We start from the raw sequence: 16,952 nt of genomic DNA, 5'->3' as shown, positions 1-16,952 counted from the left end.
CCCGGCGCCCCGTACCACCCCGGAGGAACCAGGCATGATCAAGAACCATCCACGCATCGTGGACCTGAGCGAGACGGAGCCCAACCGCCGGCGCGGCGGGGACGTCCGGGCCATGCTCACGCCCGCCACCGCCGGCTCCACCAGCGGCTTCATGGGCCTCGCCGTCATGCAGCCCGGCGAGAGCATCAGCGAGCACTACCACCCGTACTCCGAGGAGTTCGTGTTCGTGGTGAGCGGCGACCTCGAAGTCGACCTGGACGGCGAGGCGTTCGCCCTCCGGCCCGACCAGGGGCTGCTCATCCCGATCGACATGCGGCACCGCTTCCGCAACGTGGGCGACACCGAGGCCCGCATGGTCTTCCACCTCGGCCCGCTCGCCCCCCGGCCGAGCCTCGGCCACGTCGACACCGAGGAGGCGGACGGCAGCCGCCCCGCCCCCCGGTTCGCCGCCACCGCACCGGACGCCGCCGCTCCCGACCACGGACGGCGGTCCGAGCGGAGCGGGGCCATACAGTGACCCGGCGAGTGGCCGTCACCGGCATCGGTGTGGTCGCTCCGGGAGGAACCGGGACGAAGGCCTTCTGGGACCTCCTCGCGGGCGGCCGCACCGCGACCCGTGGCATCACCCTGTTCGATCCGGCGGGACTCCGCTCCCGCATAGCCGCCGAGTGCGACTTCGACCCGCTCGACCACGGACTCGACCCGCACCTCGTGCGCGACGCCGACCGCTACATCCAGTTCGCGGTCGTCGCGGCCGGGGAAGCGGTGCAGGACGCGGGACTCGACACCGCCGAGCAGGACCCCTGGCGCGTCGCCGTCTCCCTCGGCAGCGCCGTCGGCGGCACCACCCGGCTGGAGCACGACTACGTCCGGGTCAGCGAGGGCGGCAGCCGGTGGGACGTCGACCACCGCGCGGCGGACCCGCGGCTGCACCTGGCGTTCTCGCCCAGCACGCTCGCCTCGGTCGTCGCCGAGCAGTTCGGCGCCCAGGGGCCGGTGCAGACCGTCTCCACCGGCTGCACCTCCGGACTCGACGCGGTCGGCTACGCCTTCCACACCATCGAGGAGGGCCGCGCCGACGTCTGCATCGCCGGCGCCTCCGACTCCCCGATCTCCCCGATCACCATGGCCTGCTTCGACGCCATCAAGGCCACCTCGCCCGACAACGACGACCCCGAGCACGCCTCCCGCCCCTTCGACGCCCACCGCAACGGCTTCGTCATGGGCGAGGGCGCCGCCGTCCTCGTCCTGGAGGAGTACGAGCACGCCAGGGCGCGCGGCGCGCACATCTACTGCGAGATCGGCGGCTACGCCACCTACGGCAACGCCTACCACATGACCGGTCTGACCAGTGAGGGCCTGGAGATGTCCCGGGCGATCGACACCACACTCGACCAGGCCCGGCTCGACCCGACGCTGATCGACTACGTCAACGCGCACGGCTCCGGCACCCGGCAGAACGACCGGCACGAGACGGCCGCCGTCAAGCGCTCCCTGGGCGACCACGCCTACGGCACCCCCATGAGCTCCATCAAGTCCATGGTGGGCCACTCGCTCGGCGCGATCGGCGCGATCGAGGTCGTCGCCTGCGTGCTGGCGCTCCGGCACCAGGTCGTGCCGCCCACGGCGAACTACGAGACGCCCGACCCCGAGTGCGACCTGGACTACGTGCCGCGCACCGCACGCCCCCGGAAGCTGCGCAACGTGCTCTCCGTCGGCAGCGGATTCGGCGGGTTCCAGTCCGCGGTGCTCCTGACCGGGCCGACTGGGAGGACACGATGAGCACGCAGCGACCCGGGCGCGCCGCCGTCACCGGCATCGGTGTCGTCGCCCCCAACGGACAGACGGCCGATGCCTACTGGAAGTCCGTCAGGGAGGGGCTCGGCGCTCTCGACCGGATCACCCGCGAGGGCTGCGGGCACCTGCCGCTGCGCGTCGCGGGCGAGGTGCGCTCCTTCGAGGCGGCCGACCTCATCGAGGAGCGCTTCCTCGTCCAGACCGACCGCTTCAGCCACTTCGCGATGGCCGCGACCGTCCTCGCCCTCGACGACGCCGGGCTCGGGGACGTCGAGGACGAGGACGCCTACGGCGTGGGCGTCGTCACCGCCGCGGGATCGGGCGGCGGCGAGTTCGGCCAGCGCGAACTGCAGAAGCTGTGGGGCCAGGGATCGCGCTACGTCGGCCCGTACCAGTCCATCGCCTGGTTCTACGCCGCCAGCACCGGCCAGATCTCGATCCGCGGCGGATTCAAGGGGCCCTGCGGGGTGGTCGCGAGCGACGAGGCGGGCGGCCTGGACGCCGTCGCGCACGCCGCCCGCGGTGTCCGGCGCGGCACCGGCGCGATGGTCGTCGGTGCGGCGGAGGCCCCCCTCGCCCCGTACTCGATGGTGTGCCAGCTCGCTTACCCCGAGCTGAGCACGGTCGAGGACCCCGACCGCGCCTACCGCCCCTTCACCGAGGGGGCCTGCGGATTCGTCCCCGCCGAGGGCGGCGCCATGCTCGTCGTCGAGGACGAGCGGCGGGCCCGCGAGCGCGGGGCGGCCGTCCGCGCCGTGGTGGCGGGGCACGCGGCGACCTTCACCGGCGCCTCCCGCTGGGAGCGTTCCCGGGAGGGACTCGCGCAGGCCGTCCGCGGCGCCCTCGCCGAGGCCGACTGCGCCCCGGAGGAGATCGACGTCGTCTTCGCGGACGCCCTCGGTGTCCCCGAGGCGGACCGGGCCGAAGCGCTCGCCCTCGTCGACGCCCTCGGCGCGCACGGGCGCCGCGTCCCCGTCACCGCTCCCAAGACCGGCATCGGGCGCGCCTACTGCGGCGCGCCGCTGCTGGACACGGCGGCGGCGGTGCTCGCGATGGAGCACGGCCAGGTGCCGCCCACCCCGAACGTGTTCGACGTCTGCCACGACCTCGACCTGGTGACGTCGGACGCCCGTCCCGCCGAGCTGCGGACCGCCCTGATCCTCAGCCGGGGACTCATGGGCTCCAACGCGGCGCTGGTCGTGCGCCGCGGCGACTCCGCCCGCTAGCGCGGGCACCACGTGAGGAGAACACCGCATGATCACCACCGAAGTGACCCTCGACGAACTGGCCGCGCTCATCAAGAAGGCGGCCGGGGTCAGCGTCGACCCGCAGGACCTCGCGCAGTCCGCGGACGCGCCCTTCGCCACCCTCGGCCTCGACTCGCTCGCGCTGCTCGGCATCGTCGGGGAGCTGGAGAACCACTACGGCCGGCCCCTCCCGCCGGACGCCGAGCGCTGCAAGACCCCCCGCGAGTTCCTCGACCTCGTCAACGACACCCTCAAGGCTGGAGCCTGACGTGCCCGGACACACCGACAACAGCATCACCATCGACGCGCCCCTCGACCTGGTGTGGGACATCACCAACGACATCGAGAACTGGCCGCGGCTGTTCAGCGAGTACGCCTCCCTCGACGTCCTCGCCCGGGAGGGCGACACGACGCGGTTCCGCCTCACCATGCACCCGGACGAGAACGGGAAGGTGTGGAGCTGGGTCTCGGAGCGGACCGTGGACCGCGCCGCGCGCACCGTCCGGGCCCGCCGGGTGGAGACCGGGCCCTTCGCGCACATGGACATCCGCTGGGAGTACGAGCAGACGCCGGCGGGCACCCACATGCGCTGGGTGCAGGACTTCGCGATGAAGCCCGACGCCCCGGTGGACGACGCGTGGATGACGGACAACATCAACCGCAACTCCGCCACGCAGATGGGCCTGATCCGGGACAAGATCGAGCAGGCCGCCCGGGAACGCCGCAGTGCCCCCGTCAGCTGAACCGCGCACCACGGGAAGGACACCCCGATGCACCACGCCCTGATCGTCGCCCGGATGGCGCCCGGCTCGGCGCCCGCGATCTCCGACGTGTTCGCCGCTTCCGACCGGGGTGAGCTGCCGCACCTCATCGGGGTGAACCGGCGCAGCCTCTTCCAGTTCGGCGACGTGTACCTGCACCTCATCGAGTCCGACCAGGACCCGGCGCCGGCCATCGCGAAGGTGGCGGGCCACCCGGAGTTCCGCAGCGTCAGCGACGAGCTGGCCGCCTACGTCAGCGCCTACGACCCGCAGACCTGGCGGAGTCCCAAGGACGCCATGGCGCGGTGCTTCTACACCTGGGAGCGCGGCGCCGCCTCCTGACCGGGCGCCCGCTCCACGACCCGAGGCCGCCGGCTCCGCGCGAAGCGGAACCGGCGGCCTCGGGTCGTCCGGGTGAGGGGCGGCCGGGTCAGGCGGGGACCGTGCACTCGAAGGCGTGCAGGTACGCGTTGACGGGGCGCACCTCGCCGATGACCAGGCCCGCTTCCGTGAGCCGGTCGACCATGCTCTGCCGGGTGTGCTTGGCGCCGCCGACGTTCAGGAGCAGCAGCAGGTCCATGGCCGTGGTGAACTTCATCGACGGGGTGTCGTCCACGAGGTTCTCGATGACGACGACCCGGGCGCCGGGCCGCGCCGCCCGGCGGACGCTCGCGAGGGCGCGGCGGGTGCTCTCGTCGTCCCACTCCAGGATGTTCTTGATGATGTAGACGTCCGCCTGGACGGGGATGTCCTCGCGGCAGTCCCCGGGGACGATCCGCACCCGCTCCGCCAGCGCCCCGCCCGGACGCAGCCGGGGGTCGGCGTTCTCCACCACGCCCGGCAGGTCGAGCAGGGTGCCGTGCAGCGAGGGGTGCTTCTCCAGCAGGCAGGCGACCACCTGCCCCTGGCCGCCGCCGATGTCGGCGACCGAGGTGACGCCCCGGAGGTCGAGCACGTCGGCGACGTCCCGGGCCGACTGGGCGCTGGACGTCGTCATGGCCCGGTTGAAGACGTGCGCGGACTCGGGAGCCTCCTCGTTGAGGTAGGGGAAGAACTCCCGGCCGTACGCCTCCTCGAAGACGTTGCCGCCGGTGCGGACCGCCTCGTCGAGCCGCGGCCACACCGTCCACGTCCACGGCTCGGTGCACCACAGGGCGATGTAGCGCAGGCTGTGCGGGTCGTCCTCGCGCAGCAGCCGGGACATCTCGGTGTGCCCGAAGGTGCCGTCCGGGTTCTCGGTGAACACGCCCTGGCAGGACAGGGCGCGCAGCAGCCGGCGCAGTGTGTGGGGCTGGGTCTTCACCGCCGCCGCCAGGTCCTCCGCGCTCATCGGGCGGTCCTCCAGCGCGTCGGCCACGCCGAGGCGGGCGGCGGCGCGCACGGCGGCGGCGCACGCCGCCCCGAACACCAGCTCCCGCAGCCGCATGGGCGGCGGGGGAGTCCGGTCGGCCTGTTCCACTGTCGTCATTCGGTGCCTCGCTTCTGAGGTCGTGCTGTACGGGGGGGGGAGGGAGTACGGAGTACGGGGAGGGGAGTACGGGGAGGGGAGTGCGGGGAGCGGAGTGCGCGCCGGGTCAGCACAACCCGGCGGGCTCGGAGATCCGGCAGGTGTTGCCGCGGAAGGTGTTGGCCTTGCCGGTGTCGCGGTCGGCGAGGTCGGCGGGCCCGTTGCGCAGCAGGACGTTGCCGCGGATCTCGTTGCGGTCGTTGGGGACGCCCACGAAGCTCTTGAACAGCACGATGCCGCCGGAGAACGGGGACGTGCCGACGTTGTCCTCGATCCGGTTGCGCGTCACGTGCACGTCCTCCACGCCGGTGAGGACGATGCCGGAGCCCTGGAGGAAGGGCAGGCGCGCGGTCTTGGGGCAGAACTTGTTGTTGGCGTGGATGTGGTTGCGGCGCACGGTCACGGCGCCGACCCGCGGCGTGTTCTCGTCCCCGACGACGTTCACGGCGGAGCAGTTGCCGGTGGCGTCGTTGCGCTCGACGGTCAGGTTGCGCAGCCGGCGCACGGTGATGCCGATGCGGTTGTCGCTGAGCCGGTTGCGGGCGACGACCGTGCCCCGGGTGTCGAGGGCTCCCTCCTCGGCGGAGACGGTGTTGGAGACGAAGACGCCGGCGTCGCCGTTGCCGCGGACGGTGTTGCCGACGATCCTCGTGCGCGTGGAGCGCTCGGTGGCGAGCCCCCACTGGCCGTTGCGCTCGCTGGTCACCGCGCGGACGGTGAGGCGGTCGGTGCGGGTCGCCCACAGGCCCTGCTTGGTGAAGCCCCGCAGCGTCAGGGCGGCCACGGTGACGTCGCGCACCGGACGGGCGTCCGTGCCGGCGACGCAGATGCCGTTGCCCGCGGTCGCGCACGCGTCGGAGGCGGTCGCGGTGCCCGGTGCGACGACGGTGCGGCCGGCGCCGGAGCCCCGCAGGGTGAGGCCCGGCACCGTGATGCGGACGCTCTCCTGATAGGTGCCCGGTGCGACGACGACCGTGTCGCCCGGCTTCGCCGCGTCCACGGCCTGCTGGATGGATTGGCCGGCGCGCACGACGTGCACCGACCGGTGGGCGGTCGCGGGTGCCGCGGCGCCGATGCCCGATGCCACGACCGCCGCCGCGCAGGCGAGATGGGTCAACTGTCGTTTGGTCATGGGCCGAAGCTATGAACGGGCGGTGCGCGCCGCCACCGGTGATCGCCCAGGTGGGCCCGCCCCTGTCACCGTGACGCGCCGAGCGGGGTGGGACACGGCGACCGCCGGGGACCGCGCGCCGCTCCGGCGAGCGGAATCCGGGGCGCGGGGCCGGTGCGGGGACGGCGTCCACCACGCCCCCCCCGTGAGACCGGGCGTCCACGACGCCTCCGTGCGACCGCTCGCCGCGGACGGGTCCGACCCGCCGTCGCGCCGCCGGACGCCCGGTCCGCCGCGGGCGGCGCGGACGGGCGGCGGCGCGACCGCCACCTCGCGCGAAAGGGCCGATCCGGTGGCGGCCGAACCGGTGAACCCGAACGCCCCGCACCCCGTCCCCGGCGGGGATTTCCTCGCTCGCGCCCTCGCCGCGAGCCTCGGCTCCCCAAGGCCCGGAGCGGTCCGGTGCAGCAGACTTTCCGGTACCCAATCCGGACGACGAGGGAGCCTGATCGTGGCTGATGTCGACGTACTCGTGGTGGGCGCGGGCCCGGTGGGGCTGATGGCGGCGGCCGAACTGCGCCGGCACGGCGTGGACTGCCGGATCGTGGATCGGCTGGCCGCCCCGGACCCCCATGCCAAGGCCATCGGTGTCGTGCCCCGCACGCTGGAGGTGTGGGAGACCATGGGCCTGGTCCCCGGCGTCCTCGACGCGGCCGTGCCGCACCTGGGCCAGCTGGTCTACATCGACGGCAAGCCACGGCCCCGGGTCGAGCTCACCCTGCCGCCCGAGATCTCCTACCCCTTCGCCACCCTGCCCCAGTACGAGACCGAGCGGCTGCTCGCCGAACACCTGGCGGGCTTCGGCACGCGGGTGGAGCGGGGAACCGAGCTGCGCTCGCTGGACCCGGGGCCCGACCACGTCGACGCCGTCCTCGCGCACCCCGACGGCCGCACCGAGCGGCTGCGCGCCCGGTACGTCGTGGGCTGCGACGGCGCGCACAGCATGGTCCGCAAGGCCGCCGGGCTGACCTTCGAGGGCGACGCCCTCCCCGAGCGGTACATGATCGGTGACGTCGAGGTCGACTGGGAACTGCCCGCCGGCTACAGCATCCGGTCCGTGAACCTGGACGAGAACGGCGAGGTGGACGACATGCTCGTCTGCATCCCGATGCCCGGCGTCCGGCGGTACTGGCTGTCGATGCTGCGCCGCCACGCCGGGGCCGAGGGCGACGACCCGGCCGGCACCCCGGACGAGAGCGACCTCGGCTCGGGGGACGGCCGGGGACTGGACCTCGACCAGATCCAGGCCGTGCTCGACCGGCTGTCCCCGGAGGTGACGACCGCCTCCACGCTGCGCTGGTCGTCCGCCTTCCGCACCAGCCACCGCCTGGTCGACCGCTACCGCGCCGGCCGCGTCCTCGTCGCCGGCGACGCCGCCCACATCCAGCCGCCGATCGGCGGGCAGGGGCTCAACACCGGCGTGCAGGACGCCCACAACCTGGCCTGGAAGCTGGCCTTGACGGTCCGCGGACTGGCCGCGGCCGACCTGCTCGACAGCTACCACGCGGAGCGCCACCCGGTCGCGCGGGAGGTGGTCGACCGCACCGTCCGCCACGCCCGCACCGTCCGCCGGGCCGGCGCCGGCCCCCTGAACAACGGCGCCGACACCGAGACGGCGATGCTGCGCCAGGCCCAGCTGCTGGTCGCCTACCCGGACAGCCCGCTGACCGGGCCGCGGCCGGCGGACCAGGAGCCCGGTCCCGGTCCCGCGCCCGGCGACCGGGCGCCGGACTGCCGGGGCCTGCTGAGCGATCTCGCGGCCTACCCGCGCCGGCTGTTCGAGCTGCTGCGGACCCCGCGGCACGTACTGCTGCTCTTCGCGGGCGAGGAGCAGGCGTCGGGCGAGGGCGCCGCGCGGCTCGAAGCCTGTGCCGCCGCGGCACACCGCGCGGCCCACGGCCTGCTCGACGCGTACCTGGTCACGGCCGCGGAGGTGCCGCCGGACGCGCGGCCGGTCGGCCTGCGTCCGCCGCGGCTGCGGGACGCGGAGGGCGGGTTCCGGGCCGCCTACGCCCCGCGCGACGGCGAGGCGGTCCTGATCCGACCGGACGGCTACGTCTCCGGGCGCTTCCACCACGCCGTCCCCGAGGACCTGACGGCACACCTGCGCCGTACCTTCGCCTGACCCCGCGCCGGCGGGTCCGGTCCCGGCCGGCGCCGCGGCGGGAGCGGTACGACGCGCCGCCGCCCCGGCCCGAGAGTCCGGCCGGGGCGGCGGGTGCGCGGGACGACGTCCGCGGCGGACGCGCGCCGCGGGGGCCGTGCCCGGGTGGGGCGTGGATCAGGCCAGGGTGACCAGGGCCTCGTTCCAGGTGGCCGAGGGGCGCATCACCTTCGCGGCCTTGGCCGGGTCGGGCTGGTAGTAGCCGCCGATCTCGGCCGGCTTGCCCTGGACCGCGTTCAGCTCGTCGACGATCGTCTGCTCCTGCTCGGTGAGCACCTCCGCGAGCCGCGCGAACGCCTTGGCGAGGTCGGCGTCCTCGGTCTGCCGCGCCAGCTCCTGCGCCCAGTACAGGGAGAGGAAGAAGTGGCTGCCGCGGTTGTCGATGCCGCCGATCCGGCGGGTCGGCGACTTGTCCTCGTCGAGGAAGGTCGCCGTGGCGCGGTCGAGGGTGTCGGCGAGCACCTGGGCGCGTGCGTTGCCCGTGGTGGTCGCGAGGTGCTCGAAGCTGGAGGCCAGGGCGAGGAACTCGCCCAGGCTGTCCCAGCGGAGGTAGTCCTCCTTGACGAGCTGCTGGACGTGCTTGGGCGCGGAGCCGCCCGCACCCGTCTCGAAGAGGCCGCCGCCCGCCATCAGCGGGACGATCGACAGCATCTTGGCGCTGGTGCCCAGCTCCAGGATCGGGAACAGGTCGGTCAGGTAGTCGCGCAGCACGTTGCCGGTGACCGAGATGGTGTTCTCGCCGCGCCGGATGCGCTCCACCGACAGCCGGGTCGCCTCGACGGGGGACAGGATGCGGATGTCCAGGCCCTCGGTGTCGTGCTCCGGCAGGTAGCGGCGGACCTTCTCGATGAGCACCGCGTCGTGCGCGCGGGTCTCGTCCAGCCAGAACACGGCCGGGTCACCGGTGGCGCGGGCGCGGGTGACGGCCAGCTTCACCCAGTCCCTGATCGGGGCGTCCTTGGTCTGGCAGGCGCGGAAGATGTCGCCGGCGGAGACCGTCTGCTCCAGGACGGCGTTCCCGGCCTGGTCGACGAGGCGGACGGTGCCGGTCACGGGCACCTCGAAGGTCTTGTCGTGGCTGCCGTACTCCTCGGCCTTCTGCGCCATGAGGCCGACGTTCGGGACGGTGCCCATGGTCGACGGGTCGAAGGCGCCGTTGGCCCGGCAGTCGTCGATGACGACCTGGTACACGCCGGAGTAGCTGCTGTCCGGCAGCACCGCGAGGGTGTCGGCCTCCTCGCCGTCCGGGCCCCACATGTGGCCGGAGGTGCGGATCATGGCCGGCATCGAGGCGTCGACGATGACGTCGGAGGGGACGTGCAGGTTGGTGATGCCCTTGTCGGAGTCGACCATCGCCAGCGCCGGGCCGTCGGCGAGCTCGGCGTCGAAGGACGCCTTGATCTCGGCGCCCTCGGGCAGCGACTCCAGGCCCTTGTGGATGCCGCCGAGACCGTCGTTCGGGGTCAGGCCGGCGGCGGCGAGGGTCTCGCCGTAGCGCGCGAACGTCTTCGGGAAGAAGGCGCGCACCACGTGACCGAAGACGATCGGGTCGGAGACCTTCATCATCGTGGCCTTGAGGTGGACCGAGAACAGCACGCCCTCGGCCTTGGCGCGGGCGATCTGAGCGGTGAGGAACTCGCGCAGCGGCGCGACGTGCATCACCGAGGCGTCGACGACCTCGCCGGCCTGGACGGGTACGGACTCGCGCAGCACGGTGGTGGAGCCGTCGTCGCCGACGAGCTCGATGCGCAGCGTGCCCGCCTCGGAGACCACCACGGACTTCTCGGTGGAGCGGAAGTCGTCGACGCCCATCGTGGCGACGTTCGTCTTCGAGTCGGCGGTCCACTTGCCCATGCGGTGCGGGTGGGTCTTCGCGTAGTTCTTCACCGAGGCGGGGGCGCGGCGGTCGGAGTTGCCCTCGCGCAGCACCGGGTTCACGGCGCTGCCCTTGACCTTGTCGTAGCGGGCGCGGATGTCGCGCTCCTCGTCCGACTTCGGGTCGTCCGGGTAGTCGGGGAGCGCGTAGCCCTGCGCCTGAAGCTCGGCGACGGCCGCCTTCAGCTGCGGGATCGACGCCGAGATGTTCGGCAGCTTGATGATGTTGGCCCCGGGCGTCTTGGCCAGCTCGCCCAGCTCGGACAGGGCGTCCGCGATCCGCTGGTCCTCCGAGAGGAACTCGGGGAAGAGGGCGATGATGCGCCCGGCCAGCGAGATGTCACGGGTCTCCACAGTGACACCCGCCTGGGCGGCGTACGCCTGGACCACCGGCAGGAACGAATACGTCGCCAGGGCCGGGGCCTCGTCAGTGTGCGTGTAGATGATGGTCGAGTCAGTCACCGGGTGCTCCGCTCCACGTCTGCAACATTGCTCGACATCAAGATATCTCGTGACCGCCCCGGCCTCGACAGCGGTCCGTGCCGGGGAGGCCGGGTCCGCGGGAAACCGCCGCGGGGCGCCGGGCGGGCGCCCCGCGGACCGCGGTCACCCACCGTGGCGCCCCGAGCGCGCCGCGCACGCGCAGGCGGCGGCCGGCCCTCCCGCGCCCCGCGAGGCGTCCCCCGGCCGGCCGTGCGGCCCGGTCACGGCAGGGTCGGCGCCTCGCGCTGCTGCGGGATCAGCGGCTCCGCGAGGGGGGCGCCGCCCGGTTGCAGGGCGACCGTGCGGGCCGGGGAGGGGATGCGGATGCCCTCGTCGCGGTAGCGCCGGTGCAGTCGCTTGATGAACTCGTGCTTGATCCGGTACTGGTCGCTGAACTCGCCCACGGCCAGGATCACGGTCAGCCCGATGCGGGAGTCGCCGAAGGTGTGGAACCGCACGGCGGGCTCGTGGTCCGCGACGGCGCCGGTGATGGTGGTCATCACCTCGGTGACGACGTCGTTCGTCACCCGCTCCACGTGGTCGAGGTCGCTGTCGTAGCCGACGCCCACCTGCACGGTCAGCGTCATCTGCTGCTCGGGCCGGGTGAAGTTGGTCATGTTCGTCCCCGACAACTGCGCGTTGGGGATGATGACCAGGTTGTTGGAGAGCTGGCGCACCGTGGTGTTGCGCCAGTTGATGTCGACGACGTAGCCCTCCTCGCCGCTGCTCAGCCGGATGTAGTCGCCCGGCTGGATGGTCTTCGACGCGAGGATGTGCACCCCCGCGAAGAGGTTCGCCAGCGTGTCCTGGAGGGCCAGGGCGACGGCGAGACCGCCCACGCCGAGGGCGGTGAGCAGGGGAGCGATGGAGATCCCGAGGGTCTGCAGGACGACCAGGAACCCGATGGCCAGCACCACGACCCGGGTGATGTTCACGAAGATGGAGGCCGACCCGGCCACGCCCGAGCGGGACTGCGTCACCGACCGCACCAGACCCGCGATCAGCCGGGCCGCGGTGAAGGTGGTGACCACGATGAGCAGCACGGTCAGCGAGCGGTTCACCGTCCGCCCGACGGACGCGGTGAGCGGCAGCACCGCGGCGGCCGAGGCCAGCCCGCCGGTGACCGCCGCCCAGGGGGCCAGGGTGCGCAGCGCGTCCACGATCACGTCGTCGCCGCTCCACCGGGTGCGCTCGGCGTGCCGGCCCAGCCAGCGCAGCAGCATCCGCAGCAGGACCGCCGCCACCAGCCCCGCCGCGACGGCCGTACCGGCGATCATCAGGTCGTCCAGGGTGAGCGCGCGCTTCATCGGCGGCCTCCCCGGGGACCGGGGCCGGGGAGCGGCCCCACGGGCCGTATGCGCTGTCTCGTCACTTGCCACCTGCTCGAATCCGGGAACGCGATCACGCCCCCGGCGAACGTGCGCCGTCCGGGGCGATCGCTCATCCTGCCGTATCCGCCTGCCGCCCCGTCACCAACCCGGCAGGGTAGGGCCCTTGGCCGCCCGCCGTCCCGTGACCGACCCGGCAGGGTAAGGCCCTTGGCCGCCCGCCGTCCCGTGACCGACCCGGCAGGGTAAGGCCCTTGGCCGCCCGCCGTCCCGTGACCGGCCCGGCACGGTTCGGCCCTTGGCCGCCGCCGGCGCCCCCTCCGTCCCCCCGTCCCCCCGGGTCGCGGGCATGGCATCCGTTCCGTTCCGGCCCGCGGTCCCGCGCCCGCCGGTCCGCGGCACCTCGTCCTGGCGGACCGGCGGGACCGGGAGCCCGGGCCGCCGGTGGACCGCGGTGTCAGGCCCCCTCGAACGCTCCGTGCCGTCCCGCGCCCGCGGAGAAGCGGGCCGCGCCCTCGCGGCTCTCGTCCAGCACCTCCATGCCGTACCGGAGTTCGGCGCGCATCGCCGCCTTCTCGACCAGGCCCTCCTGGTCGAGGACGGAGGCGCGGTCGCTGCGCAGGCATGCCTGCGGGAAGCCGGCGATCTCCCGGGCGAGCGCCTCGGCCTCGGCGCGGGCCCGGCCCACGGGCACCAGCCGGTTCGCGAGTCCCATCGCGAACGCCTCCGCCGCGGGGACCGGCCGGCCGGTGAGGATCATGTCCATCGCGCGGCTGGCGCCGATGAGCCGGGGGAGACGCACGGTGCCGCCGTCGATCAGTGGGACGCCCCAGCGCCGGCAGAAGACGCCGAAGACGGCGTCCTCCTCGGCGACCCGCAGATCGCACCACAGGGCCAGTTCCAGACCGCCCGCCACGGCGTGCCCGGAGACCGCGGCGATCACCGGCTTCGTCAGCCGGAGCCGCGTGGGCCCCATCGGCCCGTCGCCGTCCTCGGTGACCTCGTTGCCCCGCTCGGAGCCGATGGCCTTGAGGTCCGCCCCCGCGCAGAAGGTGCCTCCCTCGCCCCACAGCACCGCCACGCGCGCCGTCTCGTCGGCCTCGAACGTCCGGAACGCGTCGGCGAGTTCCGCCGCGGTCGGACCGTCCACCGCGTTGCGGGCCGCCGGCCGGGAGAGGACGACGGTGGTGACGTGACCCTGACGTTCGATCCGGACCGACATCGCGCTGTCCCCTTTTTCGGCTTTTTCGGCTTCCGGCTTTCCGGCTTTCCCGGTTTCCTGCTGCTCCGTTCCTCCGACCGCCGCGTCGCGGCGGTCGTGGTCACTCCTCGGTATCACAGCTCACACGCGAACGCAGCGTCGCGGGCGCCCCGGACGAACGGCGCTCGCGTGCCCCGCCCTCAGATGACCTTCCAGCGGACCAGAGCCCCCAGCGTCAGCGCCCCCGGCAGCAGGGGCAGCCACACCGTGATGATCCGGTACGCCAGGACCACCGCCGTCGCCGCCGCCACCGGGCCGCCCGCCGTCACCAGCGCCACGGTCAGCGCCGCCTCCACCGATCCGAGGCCCCCGGGCGCCGGCACCAGCGCGACCGCGACCGTCGCCGCGAGATAGGCGACCGCCATGTGCGCCGGGGACACCGGCAGCCCGAGCGAGCGCCCCACCGCCGCGAGGCCGGCCGCCTGGAGGAGCGGGAACGCCAGCGCACCGCCCCACAGGGCGGCGGCGCGGGCCGGCCGGGTGTGCACCGCCCGGGCCTCGCCGAGCGCGGTGCGCAGGAAGCCGAGCACGGCCGCGCGCAGCCGGTCCACCAGCACCCAGGCCGCCGCGGCGGCCGTCACGAGCAGTCCGGCGCCCACCAGCAGCGGCCCCGCCGCCTGCTGGGGGAGCAGGCCGCCGAGGCGCAGCGCGCCGGGGAACGCGATCAGCAGACCGAGGAGCAGGCCGACCCGGGCGGTCGCCTCGGCGAGCAGGTACAGGGCGAGCGCCGCCGACGAGCGGGCCAGCGGAACCCCGCACGCCGTCAGGAAGCGGATGTTGACCGCCGTGGCCCCGAGGCCGGTCGGCAGCAGGTGGTTGGCGGCGCCCGCGGCGAACTGGGTCGCGAGCAGCCGGCGCGCCGGAAGCCGGTCCACCACCGCGCCCTGCCGGGTGACCGCCGCCGCCACCCAGGTCAGCGCCGTCGCGCAGACCGCGGCCAGCAGCCAGGGCCACTGGGCGGACCGCAGCTGACCGATGCCCTCCACGAGCACGGACCGCCCGCGCACCGCCACCACCAGGACCAGGGCGAGCGGCAGGACGCAGAGCACCGGCCGGACGGCGGGGCGCAGGGAGAGGCGCCGCGGCAGGGCGGGCCGGGCGCGGGGAATGCGTGCGGTCGTCACACCGGGACAGGTTGTCCGGGCCGCACCAACGCGGGGTGGCCGGCGCGGGGACGGCGCCTGACATGCCGGGCACGGCGCGGGAGGGGAACCGGGCGTGCGTCGCCGCCGGACCACCGGGGCGCGCTCGTGCGGGTGCCGCGGACCGGAACGGTTGACCTGAACAAAGCTTGAGGTTCTACCGTCTCCCCCATGAGCATGGAGAGCACGGCCTGGACCCAGCTGTACAGCGTCATGAACGCCCAGCGGGAGCGCAGGCCCTTCGACCCCGCGACCCTGCGTCGCATCGCCGTCTTCGCCCGGCCGCACCGCCGCCGGATCGCCCGATTCCTCGTCGTCAGCGTGGCCACCGCCCTGCTGGCCGTCGCCACGCCGCTGCTCGCCGGCCGCGTCGTGGACGCCATCGTGTCCCACGGCGACGAGCGGACCGTCGTCCGCCTGGCCCTGCTCATCGCGGTCATCGCGGTCGCCGAGGCGGCGCTCGGCGTCCTGGGCCGCTGGCTCTCCTCGACCCTGGGCGAGGGACTCATCCTCGATCTTCGTACGACTGTGTTCGATCATGTGCAGCGCATGCCGGTCGCGTTCTTCACACGTACCCGTACGGGCGCGCTCGTCAGTCGTCTCAACAACGACGTGATCGGCGCCCAACGCGCCTTCAGCAACACGCTGTCCGGGGTCGTCGGCAACATCGTGACGCTGCTGCTCACCCTGGCCGTGATGCTCACCCTCTCCTGGTCGATCACCCTGCTCGCGCTCGTCCTGCTCCCCGTGTTCGTGCTCCCGGCCCGGCGGATGGGCGGGCGGATGGCCCGGCTCCAGCGCGAGGCCGCCGACCTCAACGCGTCGATGGGCAACCGGATGACGGAGCGCTTCTCCGCACCCGGCGCGACCCTCGTCAAACTGTTCGGCCGGCCCGACCAGGAGTCCGAGGAGTTCGCCGCGCGCGCCCGGCGGGTGCGGGACATCGGGGTGCGCACGGCCATGGCCCAGTCCGCGTTCATCACCGCCCTGACCCTGGTGTCCGCGCTGGCACTGGCCCTCGTCTACGGTCTCGGCGGCTGGTACGCGCTGCGCGGCACCCTGGAACCGGGCGCGGTGGTCTCCCTGGCGCTCCTGCTCACCCGCCTGTACGCGCCGCTGACCGCCCTCGCCGGCGCCCGCGTCGAGGTGATGAGCGCCCTCGTCAGCTTCGAGCGGGTCTTCGAGGTGCTCGACCTCAAGCCGCTCGTCGCGCAGAAGCCGGACGCCCGCGAGGTCCCCGAGGGCCCGGTGTCGGTCGAGTTCGACGACGTCCGCTTCGCCTACCCTTCCGCCGACAAGGTCTCCCTCGCCTCGCTGGAGGAGGTCGCCGCCCTCGACACCCGGGGCGGCGCCGAGGTCCTGCACGGCGTCTCCTTCCGCGCCGAACCCGGTACGACCGTCGCGCTCGTCGGCTCCTCCGGCGCGGGCAAGTCGACCATCGCGCACCTGCTGCCCCGCCTCTACGACGTCGACGGGGGCGCCGTCCGCGTCGGCGGGGTCGACGTCCGCGACCTCGGCGCCGGGTCGCTGCGCGCGACCCTCGGCATGGTCACCCAGGACGGGCACCTCTTCCACGACTCCGTCCGCGAGAACCTCCTCCTCGCCCGGCCGGGCGCCACCGAGGACGACCTGTGGGACGTGCTGCGCCGCGCCCGGCTCGCCGAACTCGTCGCCGCGCTGCCCGACGGCATCGACACGGTCGTCGGCGAACGCGGCTACCGGCTCTCCGGCGGCGAGCGCCAGCGCATGACCATCGCCCGCCTGCTGCTGGCCCGCCAGCGCGTCGTCATCCTCGACGAGGCCACCGCGCACCTCGACAACACCTCGGAGGCCGCCGTCCAGGAGGCGCTCGCGGAGGCCCTGGAGGGACGGACCGCCGTGGTGATCGCGCACCGGCTGTCGACCGTGCGGGCCGCCGACCTGATCCTCGTGGTCGAGGCCGGCCGGATCGTCGAACGGGGGACCCACGAGGACCTGCTCGCCGCGCGGGGGCGGTACGCGGAGCTGTACCGGACCCAGTTCGCGGGCGGACGGGAGGCCGTCGCGGAGCCGGCGGCGGTGGAGGGGTAGCGACGCCCGGGCGCACCCCCGGCACGAGGAGCCGGGTGAGCGGCGAGGCCGGGGCGGCGGCGGAGCGGGGCGGTCCTCCCTCGGGGACGGGGCCCCGGTCACCGGCTCGGGAATCGCTCGGACGCCGTGCCGCTCGGCGGGGCCGT

Annotated in this window: 14 protein-coding genes; 8 read left to right on the top strand and 6 right to left on the bottom strand. The window is 74.0% G+C overall.

Annotated elements, in window-relative coordinates; all coding sequences use genetic code 11:
• The first annotated feature begins 34 nt into the window (after nucleotides 1-34).
• Genes ACGFS9_RS12180 through ACGFS9_RS12155 form a run of 6 tightly spaced genes read left to right on the top strand, consistent with a single transcriptional unit; the run spans nucleotide 35 to nucleotide 4,147 of the window.
• On the top strand, nucleotides 35-517 hold the full coding sequence (locus ACGFS9_RS12180) for a cupin domain-containing protein (RefSeq protein WP_393252534.1): 483 nt from the start codon (nucleotides 35-37) through the stop codon (nucleotides 515-517).
• Nucleotides 514-1,782: a beta-ketoacyl-[acyl-carrier-protein] synthase family protein gene (locus ACGFS9_RS12175; protein ID WP_393252533.1), complete on the top strand. Its 1,269-nt coding sequence runs from the start codon at nucleotides 514-516 to the stop codon at nucleotides 1,780-1,782. Before ACGFS9_RS12180 ends, ACGFS9_RS12175 begins: the two co-directional genes overlap by 4 nt.
• Nucleotides 1,779-3,023, top strand: coding sequence for a ketosynthase chain-length factor (locus tag ACGFS9_RS12170; RefSeq protein WP_393252531.1), 1,245 nt, complete (start codon nucleotides 1,779-1,781; stop codon nucleotides 3,021-3,023). Before ACGFS9_RS12175 ends, ACGFS9_RS12170 begins: the two co-directional genes overlap by 4 nt.
• A gap of 28 nt (nucleotides 3,024-3,051) precedes the next feature.
• Nucleotides 3,052-3,312: an acyl carrier protein gene (locus ACGFS9_RS12165; RefSeq protein WP_393252530.1), complete on the top strand. Its 261-nt coding sequence runs from the start codon at nucleotides 3,052-3,054 to the stop codon at nucleotides 3,310-3,312.
• A gap of 1 nt (nucleotide 3,313) precedes the next feature.
• Nucleotides 3,314-3,787, top strand: coding sequence for an SRPBCC family protein (locus ACGFS9_RS12160; RefSeq protein WP_393252529.1), 474 nt, complete (start codon nucleotides 3,314-3,316; stop codon nucleotides 3,785-3,787).
• 27 nt (nucleotides 3,788-3,814) lie between these two features.
• Nucleotides 3,815-4,147 (top strand): TcmI family type II polyketide cyclase, encoded by a 333-nt coding sequence (locus ACGFS9_RS12155; protein ID WP_393252528.1) that lies wholly within the window; start codon nucleotides 3,815-3,817, stop codon nucleotides 4,145-4,147.
• An 88-nt stretch (nucleotides 4,148-4,235) separates the two neighbouring features.
• Here ACGFS9_RS12155 and ACGFS9_RS12150 read toward each other — a convergent pair whose 3' ends face one another.
• Both ACGFS9_RS12150 and ACGFS9_RS12145 read right to left on the bottom strand, forming a co-directional pair.
• A complete protein-coding gene (locus ACGFS9_RS12150) occupies nucleotides 4,236-5,273 on the bottom strand; it encodes a methyltransferase (RefSeq protein ID WP_393252527.1) in 1,038 nt (345 codons plus the stop codon).
• 106 nt (nucleotides 5,274-5,379) lie between these two features.
• Nucleotides 5,380-6,444, bottom strand: coding sequence for a nitrous oxide reductase family maturation protein NosD (locus ACGFS9_RS12145; protein ID WP_393252525.1), 1,065 nt, complete (start codon nucleotides 6,442-6,444; stop codon nucleotides 5,380-5,382).
• Nucleotides 6,445-6,934: 490 nt separating this feature from the next.
• Between ACGFS9_RS12145 and ACGFS9_RS12140 the strand changes: the two genes are divergently transcribed.
• A complete protein-coding gene (locus ACGFS9_RS12140) occupies nucleotides 6,935-8,608 on the top strand; it encodes an FAD-dependent monooxygenase (RefSeq protein ID WP_393252523.1) in 1,674 nt (557 codons plus the stop codon).
• A gap of 156 nt (nucleotides 8,609-8,764) precedes the next feature.
• Here ACGFS9_RS12140 and ACGFS9_RS12135 read toward each other — a convergent pair whose 3' ends face one another.
• The 4 genes from ACGFS9_RS12135 to ACGFS9_RS12120 form a co-directional block, all read right to left on the bottom strand.
• Entirely contained in the window at nucleotides 8,765-10,984 is a 2,220-nt protein-coding gene (locus ACGFS9_RS12135; RefSeq protein ID WP_393252522.1) for an NADP-dependent isocitrate dehydrogenase, read from the bottom strand.
• A gap of 242 nt (nucleotides 10,985-11,226) precedes the next feature.
• On the bottom strand, nucleotides 11,227-12,312 hold the full coding sequence (locus ACGFS9_RS12130; RefSeq protein ID WP_393252520.1) for a mechanosensitive ion channel family protein: 1,086 nt from the start codon (nucleotides 12,310-12,312) through the stop codon (nucleotides 11,227-11,229).
• Nucleotides 12,313-12,790: 478 nt separating this feature from the next.
• Nucleotides 12,791-13,555 (bottom strand): crotonase/enoyl-CoA hydratase family protein, encoded by a 765-nt coding sequence (locus tag ACGFS9_RS12125; protein WP_393252518.1) that lies wholly within the window; start codon nucleotides 13,553-13,555, stop codon nucleotides 12,791-12,793.
• A 179-nt stretch (nucleotides 13,556-13,734) separates the two neighbouring features.
• Nucleotides 13,735-14,718 carry a YbhN family protein gene (locus ACGFS9_RS12120; RefSeq protein ID WP_393252517.1) on the bottom strand — a complete coding sequence of 328 codons (984 nt, stop codon included), beginning with the start codon at nucleotides 14,716-14,718 and terminating at the stop codon, nucleotides 13,735-13,737.
• A gap of 195 nt (nucleotides 14,719-14,913) precedes the next feature.
• On the opposite strand from ACGFS9_RS12120, the gene ACGFS9_RS12115 reads away from it, so the two are divergent.
• Nucleotides 14,914-16,806 carry an ABC transporter ATP-binding protein gene (locus ACGFS9_RS12115; protein ID WP_393252632.1) on the top strand — a complete coding sequence of 631 codons (1,893 nt, stop codon included), beginning with the start codon at nucleotides 14,914-14,916 and terminating at the stop codon, nucleotides 16,804-16,806.
• Nucleotides 16,807-16,952 lie beyond the last annotated feature (146 nt).

The organism is Streptomyces sp. NPDC048566 (genome assembly GCF_043199735.1).
GTDB lineage: Bacteria > Actinomycetota > Actinomycetes > Streptomycetales > Streptomycetaceae > Streptomyces.
The sequence above is the reverse complement of the archived record's forward strand: the minus strand, read 5'-3'. Positions and strand labels throughout refer to the sequence as shown.